This is a genomic window from Halomonas saccharevitans, from assembly GCF_032333995.1.
Lineage (GTDB): Bacteria > Pseudomonadota > Gammaproteobacteria > Pseudomonadales > Halomonadaceae > Halomonas > Halomonas saccharevitans.
Window position 1 is genome coordinate 305,485 of record NZ_JAVXUR010000004.1, and the last position, 20,007, is coordinate 325,491.

A 20,007-nucleotide genomic window follows, 5' to 3' on the forward strand; every position below is an offset into this window, starting at 1 on the left:
TTAGCCTTCACCCCGGCGGCTGACCAGCTGCAACCGATGGCGCAGCGCCGGGTCGAACAGCGCCCGGCTGTGCCGGGCCGCCTCGCGCAGCGCCTCGCCGAAGGTCAGGCGGCCGTCATCGGTGGCGAGCCATCCGCAGGCCGCGAGGCTCTCCACCAGGCCGGCGAACAGCCGCGCATCGAAGAATTCCGGGGCGTCGCGTCCCGAGAGCAGGGCCAGCCGTTCGGCCAATAGCCGGCTGCGCTCGGTGAGCGCCTCGGCGGTGAAGTGCCCCGAGGGTTCGCTCAAGAGCACCGAGAGCAGCAGGTAGCCCCGCTCCAGCGAGGGCTGCATCAGCGCACCGAGCATGTCGAGCTGCTCCCCGGCCGCCAGCGACTCCCGGGGCCGCCGCCAGCCCTCGTCCTCGCGCTCCAGGAGGCCCTGTTCGACCAGCGCCTCGAGCATCGCGGCGAGATCCTCATGCAGCGCCGGCGCGGGCTCGATGGCGAGCTCCCGGGCGAGTATCGGCCAGCCGGGGCCGAGCAGGGCCGCGAGGTCGTCCAGGCGATGGCAGGCCTGATGACGAAAGGCGAAGGCGGTGAGGCCGGCCAGGGCGAAGAGGTGCAGCACGTTGTTGCGGTACCAGCCCAAGAGCCCGGCCTGGCGCGCGTCGGCGACGATGATGTCGCCCAGCGGGTGGGGGTGGCGGCCGATCATGCCGAGCGCGGCCACCTGATCGATCCACGCCTCGGGCGTGCCCGTCGGCAGGCTCGCGTCGCGCCCGCCCGGCAGGCGCCGCTGCAGGGCCACCAGCAGCGCCAGCTGCCGGGTCAGCAGCCCGGCCTCGATGGCGCGGTGGGGGGTGGCCAGCAGCACCAGGGCGACCAGGTTGACCGGGTTGAGCGCGGCGGCGGCGTTGATGCGCTGCGAGAGGGTCTCGCCGAGCGCCGGCACGACCCTATTGAGCCAGGCCGGACGTGGCGCCTCGGGCGCCTGCCGCCAGCCCGGCACCTGGGCGTCGAGGAAGGCGGAGAGCGACAGCGGCTCGCCGACGTTCACGTCCACCCGCCCATGGGGCTGGCGCAGCCGACTCGTCACGCCGAGCAGTGCCAGCGGCGACTCCCTGCGCTTGTCGGCCCCGCGCATCTCGCGCTGGTAGCTGGCGTTCTCGAGGATGCGCTCGTAGCCGAGGTAGACGGGCACGAAGAGCACATCTCGGCCGCCCTCCCGTCGGCTGCGCAGGAAGGAGCGCAGGGTCATGGCGAGCATCCCCGGGCGGGCCGGCAGCAGGCGGCCGCTGCGCGAGCGTCCCCCCTCCATGAAGTATTCCAGGGGGTGGCCCCGCGACAGCAGGCGGTGCAGGTATTCGTTGAACACCGCCGCGTAGAGGCGATTGTCGCGGAAGCTGCGGCGCATGAAGAAGGCGCCGCCGCGGCGCAGCAGCGGGCCGATCAGCGGCATGTCGAGATTGCGCCCGGCGGCGATGTGCGGCGGCATCAGCCCCTCGCGGTAGAGCGCGTAGGAGAGCAGCAGGTAGTCGATGTGGCTGCGGTGGCAGGGCACGTAGACCAGGGTGTGATCGCCGGCCAGGGCCTTGACCCGCGACAGGCCGCGCACCTCGACGCCGTCGTAGAGGCGGTTCCACAGGCGACGCAGGGCGCCTGCCATGAAGCGCATCACCGGGTAGGTCATGTCGGAGGCGATCTCGCGGCCGTAGCGGCGGGCGCGTCGGGCGATCCGCGGCCGCGTTGCTTTCTCGGCCGCGGCCACCTCTCCGATGGCACGCTGCACTTCGGCGCTGGCCACCACGCCGTCGATCAGTGTGCGCCGGTGGGAGAGGTCGGGGCCCAGCACCCGGGTGCGGGTGCGTCGAAAATGCCCTCGTAAGAGCCTGGCCACCTTGCGATTGGTGAGCGCCGGGTCGCGGTCGTCATTGAGCTCGGAGAGGCGCAGCGGCGTGCCGAACTGCACCTCGACGTCGCGCCCGTTGACCGCCACCGAGAGCAGGCGGCGCAGCCGCCCGGTGAGTCGCCAGCTATCGGCGGCCAGCAGCTGCCAGACGCCGAAGCGCTTGCCCGGGGCGCGTCCCCAGAAGACGCTCACCGGCACCAGCTGCGCATCGTGCGCGGGATCGCGGCGGTACTGCTCGATCAGCGGCTGGAAGGGCGCCGCCGATCGCCGTCCGCGGCGCCAGAGGCGTCGCCCCGGGGCGGGCAGCGCCAGGCAGGCGGGCAGGGTCACGCTCCCTACGCGGCGTTGGCCGCCGGCCGCCGGCAGGTCATGGGCGCGGGCCAGGGTCTCCAGCAGCAGGGTGTCGGAGAGCGCCGGGCGCGACAGCACGTAGAGCACCGGCAGCGTCGGTTCCAGCGGCAGCGCATCGGGTGCGGGCTCGATCAGTCGGATCTGGCACCCGCGGGACATCAGCTGCGTGAGCGGTGCGCGCAGCGCGCCGGCGAGCATGCGTGCAAGGCCCATCCGTTTGCCTCGACCGGAAATGAATCCTCAGTATAACGCCCCCAGATGCGGCGGGCAGCGGGCGGCCTTTTCCCCGAGCGGTAAACATGCGTCAATGCCGTAACGGACGGAGACAGGGGCGATGCCATGCACGGCATGTGGCGAGACGGCAATCACTTCGCACTGCTGCCCGAGGCGTCGCGCTTCCTGCCGGCGATGTTCGAGGCCGTCGATCGGGCGCGCCACTTCGTGCTGATCGAGCTCTATCTGATGGAGACGGGCCGGCTGGCCACGGCCCTCACCGAGGCGCTGCTGCGGGCCGCCGAACGCGACGTGTCGGTGATGCTGCTGCTCGACGGCTACGGCGCCATGGGCCTCGACGAGGCCGATCGCCAGCGCCTGAAGGCCGGTGGAGTGGCGCTGCGCTTCTTCAATCCCCTGGGGTTCGAGTCGCCGGTGCGCAACCTCACTCGGGATCACCGCAAGCTTGTGGTGGTCGATGGCGCCGAGGCCTTCACCGGCGGCTTCGGTGCCGTAGACGAGTTCCTTGATGCCTGGTATGAGGTCGCGGTGCACATCGAGGGGCCGGTGGTCGCCGACTGGGTGCGTCTGTTCTGTCGGGTCTGGGACTCGCCGCTGAGCCGTGGCCCCGGTGCGCCCTCGCTGGTGCGGGGGATCGAGCCTTCGCCGCGCCGCGACGAGGGCTATCACGGCATGCGCGGACGCGTGGTATGGGGCCAGGGCTATCGCTACCAGGCGATCCGCCATTCCCTGCATCGTCGGGTCGCGGCGTCAGAGCGGCGCCTGTGGATCTGCACGCCCTACTTCGTGCCCACGCTCACCCTGCGTAATCGCCTGGCGCGGGCGGCGCGGGGTGGGGTCGATGTGCGGCTGCTGCTGCCCGGCAAGACCCACGACCACCCCGGCGTGCGCTATGCCGGCCAGCGCTTCTACGGCCGGCTGCTGCGTGCCGGGGTGCGGATCTTCGAGTTCCAGCCCACCTTCATCCATGCCAAGTTCTCGCTGGTCGACCACTGGGTCAGCCTCGGCTCCTGCAACTTCGACCACTGGAGCCTGCAGTGGAACCTGGAGGCCAACCAGGAGGTGGACGATGCCCGCTTCGCCGCCGAGGTCGCAGAGCTCTTCGAGCGCAACTTCGCGACCAGCGAGGAGATCGACTCCGAGGCCTGGTCCCGACGACCGCGCTGGCAGCGTTTCAAGGAGTGGCTGTTCGGCCTGGTGGACGGCCTGCTGACGCGGCTGACCTAGCGTCGTGCCGGGCGCCCAGCCCCGGCGCCCGGCGTTTACCGCTTGCCCTTGCCGCGATCGGCGGGCGCCTTGCGCCGCGGCTTGGGCTTGGGCGTCTCCGGCGGCACGCGGTAGTGCAGGTAGAGATCCAGCAGCAGCTCCGGCAGCTGGCCGACCAGGCTCTCCAGCCGCGCCTGGTCGCCGGCCAGCTCGGCCATGTCCGGCTCGTCCTCGAACAGCCCCGAGAGCAGCATGAAGGGCAGCAGCAGGGTGGCGGCGGCCTCCTCGTCGTCGTCGAACCAGGCGGCCTCGTCGAGGAACACGCCCTCCATGAAGCCGGCGCACCAGTCGCCGATCGGCGTCTCCTCGGGCGGCACCTCGCCCAGTTCGAGCTCGAAGGGCAGCTCGGGCAGCCCGCCGCCCTCCAGCACCTCGATGGCCTTGGCGCGCAGGCGCTCCAGCAGTCCGAGGATCGCCTCGCGCTCGGCGTCGTCCTCGAAGGTCGGCTCGCCGTGGAAGAGCTCGGCGACCCAGGTTGCCGCCGGCACGTCGCGCGGGGCCACCGCCAGCGCCACCAGGAAGCCGTGGGCGCCGATTAGGTCCAGGGCGTCGGCATCGACGCGCTCGGAGTCGAGGAAGTCATCCAGCAGATCGAGCTCCTGATCCTCGAGTAGCGGCTGGGGGAGGGGCGTTTCGGCATCGGACATGACGGCTCTCGCAGGGAAGGGGTGCAGGGTAAACGGGGTGGCGCCGCGGGCGCGGTGCCCTGGGCTTGTCGTGTCGAGACAGAGCGGCCATTCTAGCATCCCATGATGGCTCCCGCGCTTTCCGACCCCGACACCGCCCGGCTCGACGCCCTCGAGGGCGAGGCCCTGCACCGTGCCCTGCTCGACCGGGTCGAGGCGGCCTGGCAGCTGTGCCGCGAGGTACACCCGGCCCTGCCGCGCCCGGCGGTGTGGCTGGACCTGCGCGGCAAGTCGGCCGGACAGGCCCATTTCGGGCGCGGCGGGCTGCGCTTCAATCCGGTGCTTTACGAGGAGAACCGCCGAGCCTTCCTGGTCGAGGTGGTGCCCCACGAGATGGCGCACTGGCTGGTGCATCACCTCGAGGATGGCGGTCGGGCGCGGCCCCACGGTCGCGAGTGGCAGACCGTGATGCGGCGTCTCTTCGGACTTCCCCCCAGCACCACCCACCGCTTCGATACCGGGCGGGCGAGCCCCGCCCCCTTTCGCTACCGCTGCGCCTGTCGCGAACACGGCTTCACGGCGCGTCGCCACGCCCTGGCCCGTCGCGGGAGCCGCTATCGCTGCCGCCACTGTGCTCAGACCTTGGTCTATTGCGGCCGGCAGGTGTTTGAAAAGACCGTTTAAGTCATTGTTATAAAAAAGAAATTTGATCATACCAATGTCTAAAGGGAAGGCCGCGCCGGGACGTATATGCTGGTGGGCAGTTCTATGGAACCGGCACGTCCAACATCCGCGCGGCCGGCAACATCCACCTGGAGGGCGCATCCTCCCGGACAGAGGCATATCCATGACCGAGCATCAGAACGTCTACCCGGTAAGCGACGACTTCGCCGCCAAGGCCAACGCCGACAAGGCCACCTACGAGGCCATGTACCGGCAGTCGGTGGACGACCCGCAGGGGTTCTGGGGCGAGCAGGCCAAGAGCCTGGAGTGGTTCAAGGCGCCCACCAAGATCAAGCACACCTCCTTCGACGCGCATAACGTCGACATCCGCTGGTTCGAGGACGGTACCCTCAACGCCAGCGTCAACTGCCTCGATCGTCACCTCGAGGTCCGCGGCGACCAGCCGGCAATCATCTGGGAAGGCGACGATCCCAAGGACGACAAGACCCTCACCTATCGCGAGCTCTATGAGCAGACCTGCCAGCTGGCCAACGGCTTGAAGGAGCTGGGGGTCGGCAAGGGTGACGTGGTCACGCTCTACATGCCGATGATTCCCGAGGCCGCGATGGCGATGCTGGCCTGTGCCCGCATCGGTGCGGTGCACTCGGTGGTCTTCGGTGGCTTCTCGCCGGATGCCGTCGCCCAGCGGGTGGTCGGCGCCCAGTCCAAGCTGATCATCACCGCCGATGAGTCCGTGCGCGGCGGCAAGCAGGTGCCGCTCAAGGACAACGTCGATGCCGCCCTGACCCGCGACGGCACCGAGGTCTGCGAGAGCGTGCTGGTGGTCAAGCGCACCGGCGGCGAGATCGACTGGAAGGACGGCCGCGACGTCTGGTATGAGGACGTCGTCGCCAAGCAGTCCACCGACTGCCCGGCCGAGGAGATGAGCGCCGAGGATCCGCTGTTCATTCTCTACACCTCGGGCTCCACCGGCGCGCCCAAGGGCCTCAAGCACACCACCGGCGGCTACCTGCTGCACGCCTCCATGACCCACCGCTACGTCTTCGACTATCAGGACGGCGAGGTCTACTGGTGCACCGCCGACGTGGGCTGGGTCACCGGCCACAGCTACATCGTCTATGGTCCGCTGGCCAACGGCGGCACCACCCTGATGTTCGAGGGCGTGCCCAGCTATCCGACCCATGGCCGCATGGGTGAGATCGTCGACAAGCACAACGTCAGCATCCTCTACACCGCTCCCACCGCGGTGCGGGCCCTGATGGCGCATGGCGACGACGTCATGGCCTCCAGCCAGCGCGACAGCCTGCGCCTGCTCGGCTCGGTGGGCGAGCCGATCAACCCCGAGGCCTGGGAGTGGTTCCATCGGGTGATCGGCAATTCGAAGTGCCCCATCGTCGATACCTGGTGGCAGACCGAGACCGGCGGCATCATGATCGCCCCGCTGCCCGGCGCCACGGATCTCAAGCCGGGCTCCGCGACCCTGCCGTTCTTCGGCGTGATGCCGGCGCTGGTCGACAACGAGGGCAACGAGCTCCAGGGCGCCGCCGAGGGCAACCTGGTGATTCTCGACTCCTGGCCGGGCCAGGCGCGCTCCATCTGGGGCGATCACGATCGCTTCGTGCAGACCTACTTCTCGACCTACAAGGGCATGTACTTCACCGGTGACGGCTGCCGCCGCGACGAAGACGGCTACTACTGGATCACCGGCCGCGTCGACGACGTGCTCAACGTCTCCGGTCATCGCATGGGCACCGCCGAGATCGAGTCCTCGCTGGTGGCTCACGAGGCCGTGGCCGAGGCAGCCGTGGTCGGCTTCCCCCACGACATCAAGGGCCAGGGCATCTATATCTACGTGACCCTGGGCGACGGCTTCGAGGAGAGCGACGAGCTCAAGAAGGAGCTGACCAAGTGGGTGCGCAAGGACATCGGGCCGATCGCCTCGCCGGACGTCATCCAGTGGGCCCCGGGGCTGCCCAAGACCCGCTCGGGCAAGATCATGCGCCGCATCCTGCGCAAGATCGCCGCCAATGAGTGTGACGGCCTGGGCGACACCAGCACCCTGGCGGATCCCTCGGTGGTCGACGAGCTGATCGAGCATCGCGCCAACCGCTGAGGGCAGCGCCCCAGATGTGACAGCAGAAACCGAGCCGGCCCCACGGGGCCGGCTTCTTCGTGTGCGGTCGATGAAGGGTAAAGGGCCGGCGATAGCCGATAAGCGCCTCATTGTTTCTCGCCTCTTGGGAATCGCCTAGGCCATGGGGTAACATGCGATAACAAATCGAGAGCCCAGCGTGGCGGTCGTCGGTCCGCCGCTCGAGGAACCGGAGGAAGATCCATGGCCTTTGCCCAGAAATTCATCGTTGCCGATGACCATCCGCTGTTCCGCGCGGCCCTGACCCAGGCCCTGCGCCAGCTGGCGCCCCAGGCCGAGATCGTCGAATCCGATACCATGGAGGCCACTACCGACGTGGTCACCCGGCATCCCGATGCCGACCTGATCCTGCTGGACCTGCACATGCCGGGCGCCCATGGCTTCTCCGGCCTGATTCAGCTGCGCGGCCAGACGCCGGACATCCCGGTGGCGGTGGTCTCGGGCAGCGATGAGGTCTACGTGGTGCGCCGCGCCATCGACTATGGCGCCTCGGGCTTCATTCCCAAGTCTTCCTCCCTGCAGCTGATCGCCGAGGCGGTAGGCGAGATCCTCGACGGCGAGGTATGGCTGCCGGCCGAGATGGCCGACGCCCTGGGCGAGGCCAACGAGGACGAGACCAAGTTCGCCGAGGCGATTGCCTCGCTGACCCCGCAGCAGTTCCGGGTGCTCAACATGCTCACCGAGGGGCTGCTCAACAAGCAGATCGCCTATGAGCTGAGCGTCTCCGAGGCGACCATCAAGGCCCATGTCACCGCCATCCTCAGAAAGCTCGGCGTGCACTCCCGCACCCAGGCGGTGATCGCCGCCCAGAAGCTTGAGGTCGAGCCGCCCAAGGTCGAGTCCTGACTCGGGGCGTTCACCCGCCACGCGCCGCCCGCACGACAACGCCCCGCCGGATTGCATCCGGCGGGGCGTTTCGTTTCGGGGTGTGTCGTAGAGCGGGGTGTGTCGTTAAACGCGGCCTTTCATCGGCGGTTTTTATTGACGCGGCTCGCCGCCGCGTCGCTCGCGGATCGTCATGGCGCTAACGGCACTAGGAGTGTCGCTCCGCGCGGCTGGCCTGCAGGGTGCGGGTGAGCAGGGCGCGCAGGGCGGCGGGGCGCACCGGCTTCAACAGCAGCTGATAGCCCGACCGCTTGACCTCCTCGGCGACCTCCTCGGTGCGATCGGCGGTAATCACGATGCCCGGTACGGCCTCCTCCAGCCGGTCGCCGAGGGCCTCCAGGGCCATCAGGCCGGTGACCTCGTTGTCCAGATGGTAGTCGGCGAGGATCGCGTCCGGGGCGCCGTCCAGGTGGCGCAGCACGGATTTGGCGCCGCCGATGGTGGTGGCCGTGAAGACCTCACAGCCCCAGCCCGAGAGCATCGCCTTCATGCCCTCGAGAATCAGCGACTCGTTGTCGATGCACAGGATGCGCGTGCCGTCGAGCTTGTTGCCGGCCCGCTTCGGGGCGGCGTCCTCGGCCTGCTGGGTCGCGGTGCGCGGTGCCACGGTCGGTACGCTGACCGAGAACATGGTGCCCACCCCCTCCCAGGAGCGCACCCGGATGGGGTGGTCGAGCACCCGGGCCATGCGATCTGCGATGGAGAGCCCGAGTCCCAGGCCCTTCTCGCTCTCCTTGTGCCGGGTGGCCTGATCGAGGCGCCGGAACTCCTGGAAGATCTCGGTCTGCTTGGCCTCGGGAATCCCCGGGCCCGAGTCCCAGACCTCGATGGTGAGCCGTTCGGCGTGGCGGCGACAGCCCAGCAGGACGCGGCCCGCCTGGGTATAGCGGATGGCATTCGACAGGAAGTTCTGGACGATCCGGCGCAGCATCTGGGCATCGCTGTCGACCCACTGGCCGGTCGGCACCACCACCAGGTCCAGGCCGCGCTCCTCGGCCATCACCGCAAACTCGGCGCGCAGCGGCCGGATGATGTCGGCCAGGGCGAAGTGGCTGCGCCGCGGCGTCAGCGCGCCGGCATCGAGCTTGGAGATGTCGAGCAGGGTGCCGAGCAGCTCCTCGGCGGCCTGCAGGGAGTTGTCGATATGGCCGATGGTGCGCTTGGTGTCGTCGGCGTCCATCTGCTGGGCCAGCGCCGAGGTGAAGAGCCGCGCGGCGTTGAGCGGCTGCAGCAGGTCGTGGCTGGCCGCGGCCAAGAAGCGCGTCTTCGAGGCGTTGGCGTCCTCGGCGAGCTGCTTGGCCTGGCGCAGGGCCAGCTCGGCCTCGGCGCGCACCCGGTTCTCCTGGCGCAGCGCGGCATTGGCCTCGGAGAGTGCCTGGGTGCGCTCGCGCACGCGCTCCTCGAGGGTCTCGTTGGTCTCCTTGAGAGCGATCTCGGCCCGGCGCCGCTCGGTGATGTCCTGATAGAGGGCGAAGAAGCCGAGTATCGCCCCGCTGTCGCCGAAGTGCGGCGTGTAGGTGACCAGCATGTAGCGCCGCGCCTCGCCGATGGGCAGTGAGACCTCGAAGCTGACCCGCTCGCCGGCCAGGGCGCGCTCGATCCAGGGGGCCCGCTCGTGGGCCATGTCGGGCGCGATGGCCTCGTCGATGCGCTTGCCGATCACCGCATTGCGGTCGATGCCGAAGGCCTGCTCGTAGGCGCGGTTGGTGAAGAGGTAGCGACACTCCTTGTCGAAGTAGGCGATCAGCGCCGGCACGTTGTCCGTGTAGATGCGGATGTTGTTCTCCGAGCGGATCAGCGCCTCCTCGATGCGCTTCTGCTGGGTGATGTCCTGATAGGTGTAGACGAAGCCGCCGCCCGGCATGGGGTTGCCCTGCACCTCCAGCACGCTGCCGTCCTGGCGGTAGCGCACGTAGCGGTGGGGCTGGCCCTCGCGGATGTTGTCGATCAGCAGTCGCACGTGCTCCTCGGGGTCGCCGGGCCCGTATTCGCCGTTGTGGGCGTTGTAGCGAAAGATCTTGTCCATCGGCGCGCCGACCCGGATCAGGTGGTCGGGGAAGCGGAACAGCTCCAGGTAGCGCTGGTTCCACACCACCAGGCGCAGGTTCTGGTCGACCACGCTGATGCCCTGGTTGATGTTCTCGATGGTGGCCTGCAGCAGGGCGCGGTTGAACTCCAGCACCTGGGAGGCCTCGTCGACGATCGAGATCACGTCGGAGATGCCGATGCCGCGGCCCTGCAGGGCGGAGTTGACGACGATACGCGCGGAGGAGGCGCCGAGCACCGAGGCGAGGAAGCGCTCGGTGAACTGGATGACGTCGATGGAGGCCCGGGTATTGTCCTCCAGCGGCTTGCCGGTGCGCCGGGCATAGTCGTCGAAGGCGCGGCTCACCTGGCCGGCGCCCAGGAAGCGCTCGCACAGCACCTTCAGGTCGCCCACGGTGGTGGCGCCGGTCCAGGGGCGGTTCACCGAGGTCTGGCGGGTCTCGACGCTGTCGACGAACAGCGAGGCTTGGATGCGCTCGACCACCCGCTGGGGGGTCATCTGGGAGACGAAGATGTAGCAGAAGAGGTTCACGCCCAGCGAGAGCATCACGCCGTGGGTGAAGCTGTCGCCGACGTTGAGGCCGAACAGCGAGGTGGGGGCCAGCCAGGCGATGTCCAGCGGGCCGCCGTGGGCCCAGTCGACCGGCAGCACGCCGGTGGTGATCATGGTCGGCATCAGCAGGCTGTAGGCCCAGATGGCGAAGCCGGCGTTCATGCCGACGATCACCCCGAGCCGGTTGCCACGCTTCCAGTAGAGGCCGCCGATCAGCGCCGGGGCGAACTGCGCCGCGGCGGCGAAGGACAGCATGCCGATGTTGGCCAGCGAGCTGAACTCGCCGATCAGGTGATAGACGCCGTAGGCCATCGCCAGGATCACCACGATGGTGATGCGCCGGGCGCGCAGCACCAGTCGGCCGTAGTCCCGCGGCTTGGTATCGAACCAGCGCAGGCGAAACAGCGCCGGGATGACGATCTCGTTGGAGATCATGATCGAGACCGCCACGGCGGCGACGATCACCATGCCGGTGGCCGCCGAGAAGCCGCCGATGAAGGTCAACAGCGTCAGCCAGGCGTTGTCGGCCGCCATCGGCAGGGCCAGCACATAGGTGTCGGGCTCGATGCGGCTCTCGGAGAACACGGTCAGGCCGGCCGCGGCGATCGGGATGACGAAGAAGGCGAAGGCCAGCAGGTAGAGGGGGAAGAGCCAGCGCGCCTTGGTGGCGTCGTCGCGGTGGATGTTCTCGACCACCGCGACGTGGAACTGGCGGGGCAGACAGAGGATCGCCAGCATGGCCAGCAGGGTCTGGGCCCAGAAGCTCTGGCCGAAGTCCTGATCGGCGAGCTGGCGCTGCAGCGCCAGCTGCTCCTCGGCGCGGCCCAGAAGGTCGCCCAGGCCGTCGAACATGCCCCAGGTGACGTAGGTGCCGAGCGCCAGGAAGGCCACCAGCTTGACCAGCGACTCGAAGGCCACGGCGTGGATCAGCCCCTCGTGGTGCTCGGTGGCATCGGTGTGGCGGGTGCCGAAGAGGATGGCGAAGGCGGCCATCACCAGTGCCACGTAGAAGGCGGTGTCGCCGAACAGCGGGGCCCGGGTGATGTCCGAGGCGGCGGTGATCACGCTGAAGGAGGTCGCGACCGCCTTCAGCTGCAGGGCGATGTAGGGCAGGGTGCCGATCAGTGCCACGAGGCTCGCGAAGGCCGCCAGCGACTGGGTCTTGCCGTAGCGCGAGGCGATGAAGTCGGCGATGGAGGTGACGTTCTGGTGCTTGGCGACGCGGATCATCTTGGCCAGCACCGGCCAGAACAGCAGCAGGGTGAGGATCGGGCCGACGAAGATGCTGGCGAACGACCAGCCGGACGTGGCCGCCTGTCCCACGGCACCATGGAAGGTCCAGGAGGTGCAGTAGATGGCCAGCGCCAGGCTGTAGATCACCGGCCGGCGTCGGCTCGCCCCGTGCTGGCGAGCGTGGCGATCGCCGCGCCAGGCGATGGCGAACAGCACGGTGATGTACAGCAGTGAAACGACGATCAGCAGCCAGCCGGCGAACATGCACTCAACTCCCTTCCGAAGACGCCCATTCTAGGGCAAGGCCGGTGCGTGGGGCAGCCGCCTCGGGGGTCAGGCCCGCGGGCAGAGCACCCCGTAGAGCGGGGCGGACGCCTCGAGGCGACGCATTTCCTCGGTGCCGGGCGTTCGCGCCTCGCCCTCGAGGGGCAGCATTTCCCGAGTCGCGCAGTTCATCAGCCAGGCCTGGTGGCTCACCTGATCCACGTACTCCTTCTCGAAGCGATAGAGGAGGAACTCGACCAGCCGCTCGCCGTCGGCCCGGCTCACCGCCAGCTTGTCCTGCTCGACGATGGTGAAGGCCGTGGTCATCGGAAAGAGGAAAGTCCAGGGACGCCAGAAGACCTGGCTCTGCTTCACGTCGACCACCTCGGCCGAGTCGGGCAGCTGCTGGCGCTTGTGCTCGAACCAGGAGTACTCGTGATGGATCTGGTAGGCCAGCATGCCGAGGCCGGCGCAGACCGGGACGATCCAGCGCGGCAGGCGCTTGCCGCTGGCCAGGCGCAGGATCAGCCCGACCCCCGCGGCGCCGAGGCCGGCGAAGACCGCCGCAATCAGGTGCCAAATCATAGATCATTCATCCTTAAAGCAATCGGGCTTCCCTGAGGAAGCCCGATCGGTGAGGTTGTGCGGCCCGGACTGGCCGGGCCAGGGGGCCATTATGGCCCAGAAGGTCCTGAGACGTCAGTGCCCGGTGGCGATACCCGCGCCCTTGGGATAGCGAACGCTCTCTACCAGGTCCTGGATCTCCTGCGGAGGCTCCTCGGTGGCGTTGGAGACGGTGAAGGCGACCGCGAAGTTGAAGATCGCGCCGACCGCACCGAAGGAGAGCGGTGAGATGCCCAGAATCCAGTTATCCGGCGTGTTGGGCAGCATGTTGGTCTCCGGGATGAAGAACCAGCCCAGGTAGGTGAAGATGTAGAGCAGGGTCGTGCCGAGACCGGTCAGCATGCCCGCGACGGCGCCCTTGTTGTTCACCCGCTTGGAGAAGATGCCCATCATCAGCACCGGGAACAGAGAGGCACCGGCGATCCCGAAGGCCAGGGCCACCGTCTGCGCCGCGAAGCCGGGCGGGTTCAGGCCGAGGTAAGTCGCCAGCAGGATGGCGCCGCCCATGGAAATACGCGCCGCCAGCATCTCGCCCTTCTCGGTGATCTTCGGGTTGATCATGGTCTTGATCAGGTCGTGACTGATGGCCGAGGAGATGGCCAGCAGCAGGCCGGCGGCCGTGGACAGTGCCGCGGCGATACCACCGGCGGCGATCAGGCCGATGACCCAGCTGGGCAGGTTGGCGATCTCGGGATTGGCGAGCACCAGGATGTCGTTGTTGACGTTGAGCTCGCTGCCGTTCCAGCCGCGCTGTTCGGCGGTGTCGGCAAAGGCCTCGCTGCTGTCGTTGTAGACCTGGATGCGGCCGTCGTTGTTCTTGTCCTCGAACTGGATCAGGCCGGTCTCTTCCCAGGTCCGCACCCACTCGGGACGCTCCTCGTAGCGGATCGGGTTGGTCGCGGCGTCTTCATAGCTTTCCACCTGGCCGGCCATGTCCGGATAGACGGTAGTCATCAGGTTCAGGCGAGCCATGGAACCCACGGCGGGCGCGGTCAGGTAGAGCAGGGCGATGAAGACCAGGGCCCAGCCGGCGGACCAGCGCGCATCGGCCACCTTCGGCACGGTGAAGAAGCGGATGATGACGTGGGGCAGGCCCGCGGTACCGACCATCAGCGACAGGGTGAACAGCACCATGTTCAGCTTGTTGTCGACGTCGGCCGTGTAGTCGCGGAAGCCGAGCGCGTTGACCACGTCATCCAGCTTCTCGAGCAGCGGCACGCCGGATTCGGTGTGGGTGCTGAACATGCCCAGCCCCGGGATCGGGTTACCGGTCAGCTCCAGGGCGATGAACACCGCCGGGATGGTGTAGGCGATGATCAGTACCACGTACTGGGCGACCTGGGTATAGGTGATGCCCTTCATGCCGCCGAACACGGCATACAGGAAGACGATGAAGGCGGCGATCCAGATGCCCCAGGTGTTGCTGACCTCGAGGAAGCGCGAGAAGGCCACGCCGGCACCGGTCATCTGGCCGATGACGTAGGTGATCGAGGCCACGATCAGGCAGATGACCGCAACCAGGCGGGCGGTGTTGCTGTAGAAACGGTCGCCGATGAAGTCTGGCACCGTGAACTTGCCGAACTTGCGCAGGTAGGGCGCGAGTAGCATGGCCAGGATGACGTAGCCGCCGGTCCAGCCCATCAGGAAGGTGGAGTTGGCATAGCCGCCGGAGGCCAGCAGGCCGGCCATGGAGATGAAGGACGCCGCGGACATCCAGTCGGCGGCGGTGGCCATGCCGTTGGTGATCGGGTGAACGCCGCCGCCGGCGACGTAGAAGTCCTTGGTCGACCCGGCGCGGGCCCAGATCGCGATGCCGATGTAGAGGGCGAACGAGGCCCCTACGAACAGCAGGTTGATGGCAAACTGACTCATGCTGGCTTACTCCCCGAGTCCGAACTGTTTGTCGAGACGGTTCATCTTCCAGGCGTAGAAGAAGATGATCGCGATGAAGGTCAGGATCGATCCCTGCTGGGCGAACCAGAAGCCCAGGTCCGTTCCTCCTACTGGAATGCCAGCCAGTAGCGGGCGAAACAGGATGGCGCAGCCGTACGACACGAAGGCCCAGACGATCAGGCACCCCGTAATCAGGCGTACGTTCGCCTTCCAGTAAGCAGCGGCATTAGACTTGTCGTCTGCCATAGTGTTGCTCTCCACTTGTTGTTGAGATTGGAAAGTTGCCCGGAGCGTTTGCATCACTCATCAGGACAGTCGTGCCGACGGAACAGCCTCGATGGCGGAGTCTGAGCTGGCCTGTCATCGGGTGGCCCGCGGCCGGTCGTGGTGAAGTGTCGACGCGGGAATGCCCTGTATGGCTCATTCCCAAGTCTGGGCAGCAAACGCCGAAAATAAATCCCAGACTTTCGTATCATGATGAAAAATCGGCACAGGGTGTTTTTGTTAATTGTCTTGTAATCAAGTGTTTACGTTATTATTTAGAAGGCGTTTTTATTCTCTTCGGGGCGTGCATAGGACGATGGTATAGCCTCGAAATGCCACCGGGTCGAGGGGTGTCGAAGGGCAGTGTTTGACGATGGTCTAAGACGACCAGGTTAGGACGATTGTCTAGGTCTTTATACCGCACCGACTTTGCTATCTTAAAGGCTTGCTGGACGCCGAGTGCACCGAGGTCAGCGGGGTGGTGAACGCCGCGCAACGAGGACAGCCCCATGGTCGATGTAGAACTTTCCCATCCCCCCTTCACCTTCCTCGACGAGGAAGGCCGCGAGCGCGTTCGCCGCAGCATCGACCTGGCCTATTTCGACCGCGAGGAAATCATTCTCGATGCCGGCCAGGCTGGGGAATATCTCTTTCTGATTCACAAGGGCGAGGTCGCCGAGCTGGACCCGACCCTGCCCGGCGCTCAGTCGCATATCGGTCACTACACGGCCGGCGACCTGTTCGGCGCCATCAGCATCCTCAACGGCAAGAGCCGCTATCGCTTCCGGGCCGAACAAGAGAGCCTCTGCTACCTGCTGCCCAAGGGGGGTTTCAAGCAGCTCTGTACGGCCTATCCGGCCTTCGCCGAGTTCTTCCGCCAGCGCCTGGCCCAGAAGACACGCCTGCTCACCGAGCGCCGCGCCGAGGGCGGCGTCACCATGGCGGGCTTCATGCTGGCTCGCGTCAGCGAGTGCATGCGTTCCCCCCTGCTGGTGGCGGCCAGCACCAGCCTGGCCGAGGCGGTACATACCCTGAATGACAGCCACGCCGACAGCCTGCTGGTCGAGGGCGAGCAGGGGCCGGGCATGGTCACCAAGACCGACCTGCTCAACGCCCTGGTGCTCGAGGGCCTGACCCAGCAGAGCCCGGTGCAGGACGTGGCGCACTTCGCGCTGATCACGGCGACGCCCGAGCAGTACCTGTTCGAGGTGCTGGTCCAGATGACCCGCTGCAAGGTGGAGCGCGTCGTGGTCATGGAAGGCGACCGGCCCTGCGGCGTGGTCGAGCTGACCGATGTGCTCAGCTACTTCTCCAGCCGCAGCTACGTGGTGAGCCTGCAGGTGGAGCAGGCGGACAGCCTCGAGGCGCTGTCCGCCGCCAGCCGTCGCACGCCGGAGCTGGTCAAGGCGCTGATGGCCCAGGGCGTCAAGCTGCGCTTCGCCATGGGGCTGTTGGCGGCGCTCAACGGGCGCATCATGAACAAGGCCTGGGGATTTCTGATCGACGAGCAGTATCACTCGGAGAGCTGTCTGATCGTGATGGGCAGCGAAGGGCGTGGCGAACAGATCCTCAAGACCGACCAGGACAACGGCCTGATAGTGGCCGACGAACTCGACTGGCCCGACTGCCAGGCGCAGATGCAGCGCCTCACCGAGACGCTGATCGAGTTGGGCTACCCGCCCTGCCCCGGCGACATCATGGTCTCCAACCCCGAGTGGGTGGGCACCGAGAGCCAGTGGCGCGAGCGCATCGCGCAGTGGGCGGCGAAGCGCGACGGCGAGAGCCTCATGCGCCTGGCGATCATGCTCGACGCCCATGCGGTGGCCGGCAACGCCTCGCTGCTCGAGCGGCTGCGCGAGGAGCTCTTCGAGCGCTGCAGCCGCGACGAGATCCTGCTCTCCTACTTCGCCCGCACCGCGCTGCGTTTCTCCACGCCGCTGACGCTGTTCGGGTCGCTGAAGAAGCCTCAGCACGGAGTGGACATCAAGAAGGGCGGCATCTTCCCCATCGTCCACGGGGTACGCACCCTGGCACTCGAGCGGCGCATCACCGCGACCTCCACCCTGGAGCGGCTGGGCGCGCTGGTTGCCGACGGCCGGCTGGAGGAGCGTTTCGCCGAGGACCTGGGCGAGGCCCTGTCGCTGTTCACCGAGCTGAGGCTTCGCCAGCAGCTCGAGCGCCTCGATGACCCTGAAGGCAAGGGCGAGGCGCCCGACCGGGTGGTGGTGCAGGAGCTCTCCTCCCTGGAGCGGGACCTGCTCCGCGAGGCCCTGCACATCGTCAAGGAATTCAAGCAGCGGCTGTCGCACCGTTTCCACCTCGAGTACTCCTGACGCACCACGCGTCTCGACGCTGCTCGATCCACTCAACAACAGGAGGTGGCCTGATGCTAAGGGCCCTGCGCCGCGCCGCGGATCGACGCCGTCAGATCGACGGCGATCACGGCTGGCTCTTCGCGCCCTATACCGGCGAGGAGCTGGTCGCCATCGACTGCGTGACCACCGGCCCCGACCCGCGTCGGGCCGAGCTTTTGTCGCTGGCGGCGGTGCGCCTGTGCGGGGATCGCGTCCTGACCAGCGACTCCCTCGACCTGCGGCTGGCGTGTCCCTCCAGCCTCGGTGGCGATTCGATCCGCCGGCACGGCCTGCGCGGCATCGACCTGGCGGAGGGGGCCGGCATCGACGAGGCGCTGGCACAGTTCCTGGACTTTGTCGGCAATCGCCCGCTGATCGGCTGGCGCCTGGACGACGACCTGACGCTGCTCAACCGCTACCTTCGGCCGCGCTTCGGGTTCGACCTGCCCAACGCCTGCATCGACGTGGCTCAGGCCTACTATCGCCGGCTGCGTCGCAGCCATCCCGAACTCGTTACCCGGCCGCGCTTCGAGCAGGTGGCCGAGCGCCTGGGGGTGCCGGTGATGGGGCGGCACACGGCGCTCGGTGACGCCGTGACCACGGCGCTGATCCACCTGCGCCTGACCCGCAGCCCGCCCGAGATTGAACGTTTCTGCTGATCGCCGCGTGTCTATTGATCGCTTCGATACGGGCGGCCCCGCGTCGCCTGTCGGCGGCGAGAATGGTAGGATAGCGCCCGCCATTTTCCAGCCGCCCAGGCAGCGCCGATACCATGCCAGACGCCCTGATGTTCGATCCCCGCGACACCGCCCCGCGGCCCGTCGCCGACCCCGCGACGCCTCCCTACGAGCTCGACGCCTCGGAAAAGCGCGCCTTCAACAAGCTGCAGAAGCGGCTGCGTCGCCAGGTGGGCAACGCCATCATCGATTACGGGATGATTCATGAGGGAGACCGGGTGATGGTCTGCCTCTCCGGCGGCAAGGACAGCTACACCCTGCTGGAGATCCTGCGCAACCTGCAGCGCAACGCGCCGGTGAACTTCTCCCTGGTGGCGGTCAACCTGGACCAGAAGCAGCCCGGCTTCCCCGAGCACGTGCTTCCCGAGTACCTGGACAGGCTCGACGTCGAGTACCACATCCTCGAGCGCGATACCTACTCGGTGGTCAAGGAGAAAACGCCCGAGGGCAAGACCACCTGCGCGCTCTGCTCGCGGCTGCGGCGCGGCTCGCTTTACGGCTTCGCCGAGGAGATCGGTGCCACCAAGGTGGCGCTGGGCCACCATCGCGAGGATATCCTCGAGACGCTGTTTCTCAACATGTTCTTCGGCGGCAGCCTCAAGGCGATGCCGCCCAAGCTGCTCTCCGACGACGGCCGCAACATGGTCATTCGTCCGCTCGCCTACTGCCGGGAGGCCGACATCGCCGAGTTCGCCCGGCGCATGGAATTCCCGATCATTCCCTGCAACCTCTGCGGCTCCCAGCCGAACCTGCAGCGCCAGGTGGTCAAGGAGATGCTGGCCGAGTGGGAGGCGTCGCATCCGGGGCGGCTCGAGAGCATGTTCAAGGCGGTCACCAACGTGGCGCCCTCCCAGCTGGCCGACCGCGAGCTCTTCGATTTCGCGGGCCTCGAGGAGAAGCAGGCGCGCCTCAATGCCGACCGCATCGCGCTGCACAACGAGCTCTGAGCGGCCAATCTGATAGCGCCGAGCGGCTCACTGAAGGGCGGCAGTCTTAAAACAAGGAACCCCATCGGAGACGAGCTCCGATGGGGTTCCTTGTTAGTGACTGATTCGTAGCGGCTTGGTCAACCTGCTGCTTGGCGCTGCTAGCGGCAGCCTTCCTGTTCGGCCACCTCGATCAGCGATTCCAGGTCGAGGATGTTCACTTCGCGGCCGGACACGGCCACCAGGCCCTGGGACTGGAAGCGACTCAGGATGCGGCTGACGGTCTCCACCGCGAGCCCCAGGTAGTTGCCGATGTCGGCCCGCGACATGGACAGCCGGAAGCTGTAGGGCGAGTAGCCACGCCGCCGGAAGCGGTCGGAGAGGCTGGTGAAGAAGGTCGCCAGGCGCTGGTCGGCGGTCTTGCGCGACAGCAGGCGCATCATGCGGCGATCGTCACGCATCTCCTTGCTCATGCTGCGGTAGAGCTGGCCGCGCAGCTCCGGCAGGGATTCGGAGAGGGCGTCGAGGCGATCGAAGGGGATCTCGCAGACCGTGGTGGTCTCAAGGGCCACCACCGTGCCTGGATAGCGCTCCTCGTCGATGCCGTCGAGGCCCACCAGTTCGCTGGGCAGGTAGAAGTTGGTCAGCTGGTCCTCGCCGCTGCCCTCGGTGGTCACCTGCTTGAGGCTGCCCGAGCGCACCGCGAAGACGCTGGTGAAGTGAGTGCCCTGGCGGAACAGTGCCTCGCCCTTCTTCAACGGCGGTCGGCGGCGGATGATGGCCTCAAACTGATCCATGTCCTGCACTTCGAGCGCCAGCGGCAGGCAGAGCGAGCTCAGGCTGCAGGTCTGGCAGCGAGTCTCGTTCAGCAGTGCGCGGCGCCTGCCGGTTGCGGGGTCGGGCATGCTCTCCTCCATGGATGATGGCTCAGTGCTCATTATGGGGGATAGTCGCCCACCGGCAAAGCACCGCTTAACACCTCGTCGCTGAACTTGGCATTCGGGGCGTGGCATTCAGGGCCTGGC

Annotated in this window: 14 protein-coding genes; 7 read left to right on the top strand and 7 right to left on the bottom strand. The window is 67.4% G+C overall.

The genetic code is table 11. From position 1 onward, the window contains the following. Positions 1-2,454, bottom strand: coding sequence for a glycerol-3-phosphate 1-O-acyltransferase PlsB (plsB, locus tag RSO68_RS11875; RefSeq protein ID WP_315586739.1), 2,454 nt, complete (start codon positions 2,452-2,454; stop codon positions 1-3). Between the two features lie 126 nt (positions 2,455-2,580). Between plsB and RSO68_RS11880 the strand changes: the two genes are divergently transcribed. Beyond that, entirely contained in the window at positions 2,581-3,702 is a 1,122-nt protein-coding gene (locus RSO68_RS11880; RefSeq protein ID WP_089847393.1) for a phospholipase D-like domain-containing protein, read from the top strand. Positions 3,703-3,737: 35 nt separating this feature from the next. Here RSO68_RS11880 and RSO68_RS11885 read toward each other — a convergent pair whose 3' ends face one another. Further along, the gene (locus tag RSO68_RS11885; RefSeq protein ID WP_315586740.1) at positions 3,738-4,388 is read right to left on the bottom strand and encodes a YecA/YgfB family protein; all 651 of its coding nucleotides are present in this window, start codon (positions 4,386-4,388) and stop codon (positions 3,738-3,740) included. 102 nt (positions 4,389-4,490) lie between these two features. Here RSO68_RS11885 and RSO68_RS11890 point away from each other — a divergent pair, with 102 nt between their 5' ends. From RSO68_RS11890 to RSO68_RS11900, 3 genes are all read left to right on the top strand, one after another. Then, complete coding sequence (locus RSO68_RS11890) at positions 4,491-5,051, top strand: SprT family zinc-dependent metalloprotease (protein ID WP_315586741.1); 561 nt, start codon at positions 4,491-4,493, stop codon at positions 5,049-5,051. 163 nt (positions 5,052-5,214) lie between these two features. Further along, positions 5,215-7,164, top strand: coding sequence for an acetate--CoA ligase (gene acs / locus RSO68_RS11895; protein ID WP_315586742.1), 1,950 nt, complete (start codon positions 5,215-5,217; stop codon positions 7,162-7,164). Positions 7,165-7,386: 222 nt separating this feature from the next. Then, the gene (locus tag RSO68_RS11900) at positions 7,387-8,049 is read left to right on the top strand and encodes a LuxR C-terminal-related transcriptional regulator (RefSeq protein WP_089847401.1); all 663 of its coding nucleotides are present in this window, start codon (positions 7,387-7,389) and stop codon (positions 8,047-8,049) included. Between the two features lie 187 nt (positions 8,050-8,236). Here RSO68_RS11900 and RSO68_RS11905 read toward each other — a convergent pair whose 3' ends face one another. The 4 genes from RSO68_RS11905 to RSO68_RS11920 form a co-directional block, all read right to left on the bottom strand. Next, positions 8,237-12,184, bottom strand: a complete 3,948-nt coding sequence (locus tag RSO68_RS11905; RefSeq protein WP_315586743.1) for a hybrid sensor histidine kinase/response regulator — start codon at positions 12,182-12,184, stop codon at positions 8,237-8,239. Positions 12,185-12,253: 69 nt separating this feature from the next. Then, a complete protein-coding gene (locus RSO68_RS11910; protein ID WP_089847405.1) occupies positions 12,254-12,769 on the bottom strand; it encodes a hypothetical protein in 516 nt (171 codons plus the stop codon). A gap of 114 nt (positions 12,770-12,883) precedes the next feature. After that, the gene (locus tag RSO68_RS11915) at positions 12,884-14,680 is read right to left on the bottom strand and encodes a sodium:solute symporter family protein (protein ID WP_089847407.1); all 1,797 of its coding nucleotides are present in this window, start codon (positions 14,678-14,680) and stop codon (positions 12,884-12,886) included. Positions 14,681-14,686: 6 nt separating this feature from the next. Beyond that, positions 14,687-14,947, bottom strand: a complete 261-nt coding sequence (locus RSO68_RS11920; RefSeq protein ID WP_138181370.1) for a DUF4212 domain-containing protein — start codon at positions 14,945-14,947, stop codon at positions 14,687-14,689. 527 nt (positions 14,948-15,474) lie between these two features. On the opposite strand from RSO68_RS11920, the gene RSO68_RS11925 reads away from it, so the two are divergent. From RSO68_RS11925 to ttcA, 3 genes are all read left to right on the top strand, one after another. Then, positions 15,475-17,298: a DUF294 nucleotidyltransferase-like domain-containing protein gene (locus tag RSO68_RS11925; RefSeq protein ID WP_315586744.1), complete on the top strand. Its 1,824-nt coding sequence runs from the start codon at positions 15,475-15,477 to the stop codon at positions 17,296-17,298. Between the two features lie 53 nt (positions 17,299-17,351). Then, the gene (locus RSO68_RS11930) at positions 17,352-17,978 is read left to right on the top strand and encodes a 3'-5' exonuclease (RefSeq protein ID WP_315586745.1); all 627 of its coding nucleotides are present in this window, start codon (positions 17,352-17,354) and stop codon (positions 17,976-17,978) included. 113 nt (positions 17,979-18,091) lie between these two features. Continuing rightward, positions 18,092-19,003, top strand: coding sequence for a tRNA 2-thiocytidine(32) synthetase TtcA (gene ttcA, locus RSO68_RS11935; protein WP_315586746.1), 912 nt, complete (start codon positions 18,092-18,094; stop codon positions 19,001-19,003). A 140-nt stretch (positions 19,004-19,143) separates the two neighbouring features. On the opposite strand, the gene fnr is transcribed toward ttcA, so the two are convergent. Beyond that, on the bottom strand, positions 19,144-19,887 hold the full coding sequence (gene fnr / locus RSO68_RS11940) for a fumarate/nitrate reduction transcriptional regulator Fnr (RefSeq protein ID WP_089847417.1): 744 nt from the start codon (positions 19,885-19,887) through the stop codon (positions 19,144-19,146). Positions 19,888-20,007 lie beyond the last annotated feature (120 nt).

Excerpts from the sequence above, each read along its gene's own strand:
- RSO68_RS11925 (WP_315586744.1), top strand. The coding sequence starts at position 15,475 with ATGGTCGATGTAGAACTTTCCCATCCCCCCTTCACCTTCCTCGACGAG.
- RSO68_RS11880 (WP_089847393.1), top strand. The coding sequence starts at position 2,581 with ATGCACGGCATGTGGCGAGACGGCAATCACTTCGCACTGCTGCCCGAG.
- fnr (WP_089847417.1), bottom strand. The coding sequence starts at position 19,887 with ATGCCCGACCCCGCAACCGGCAGGCGCCGCGCACTGCTGAACGAGACT.
- RSO68_RS11910 (WP_089847405.1), bottom strand. The coding sequence starts at position 12,769 with ATGATTTGGCACCTGATTGCGGCGGTCTTCGCCGGCCTCGGCGCCGCG.
- acs (WP_315586742.1), top strand. The coding sequence starts at position 5,215 with ATGACCGAGCATCAGAACGTCTACCCGGTAAGCGACGACTTCGCCGCC.
- ttcA (WP_315586746.1), top strand. The coding sequence starts at position 18,092 with ATGCCAGACGCCCTGATGTTCGATCCCCGCGACACCGCCCCGCGGCCC.
- RSO68_RS11905 (WP_315586743.1), bottom strand. The coding sequence starts at position 12,184 with ATGTTCGCCGGCTGGCTGCTGATCGTCGTTTCACTGCTGTACATCACC.
- RSO68_RS11920 (WP_138181370.1), bottom strand. The coding sequence starts at position 14,947 with ATGGCAGACGACAAGTCTAATGCCGCTGCTTACTGGAAGGCGAACGTA.
- RSO68_RS11900 (WP_089847401.1), top strand. The coding sequence starts at position 7,387 with ATGGCCTTTGCCCAGAAATTCATCGTTGCCGATGACCATCCGCTGTTC.
- plsB (WP_315586739.1), bottom strand. The coding sequence starts at position 2,454 with ATGGGCCTTGCACGCATGCTCGCCGGCGCGCTGCGCGCACCGCTCACG.
- RSO68_RS11930 (WP_315586745.1), top strand. The coding sequence starts at position 17,352 with ATGCTAAGGGCCCTGCGCCGCGCCGCGGATCGACGCCGTCAGATCGAC.
- RSO68_RS11885 (WP_315586740.1), bottom strand. The coding sequence starts at position 4,388 with ATGTCCGATGCCGAAACGCCCCTCCCCCAGCCGCTACTCGAGGATCAG.
- RSO68_RS11890 (WP_315586741.1), top strand. The coding sequence starts at position 4,491 with ATGATGGCTCCCGCGCTTTCCGACCCCGACACCGCCCGGCTCGACGCC.
- RSO68_RS11915 (WP_089847407.1), bottom strand. The coding sequence starts at position 14,680 with ATGAGTCAGTTTGCCATCAACCTGCTGTTCGTAGGGGCCTCGTTCGCC.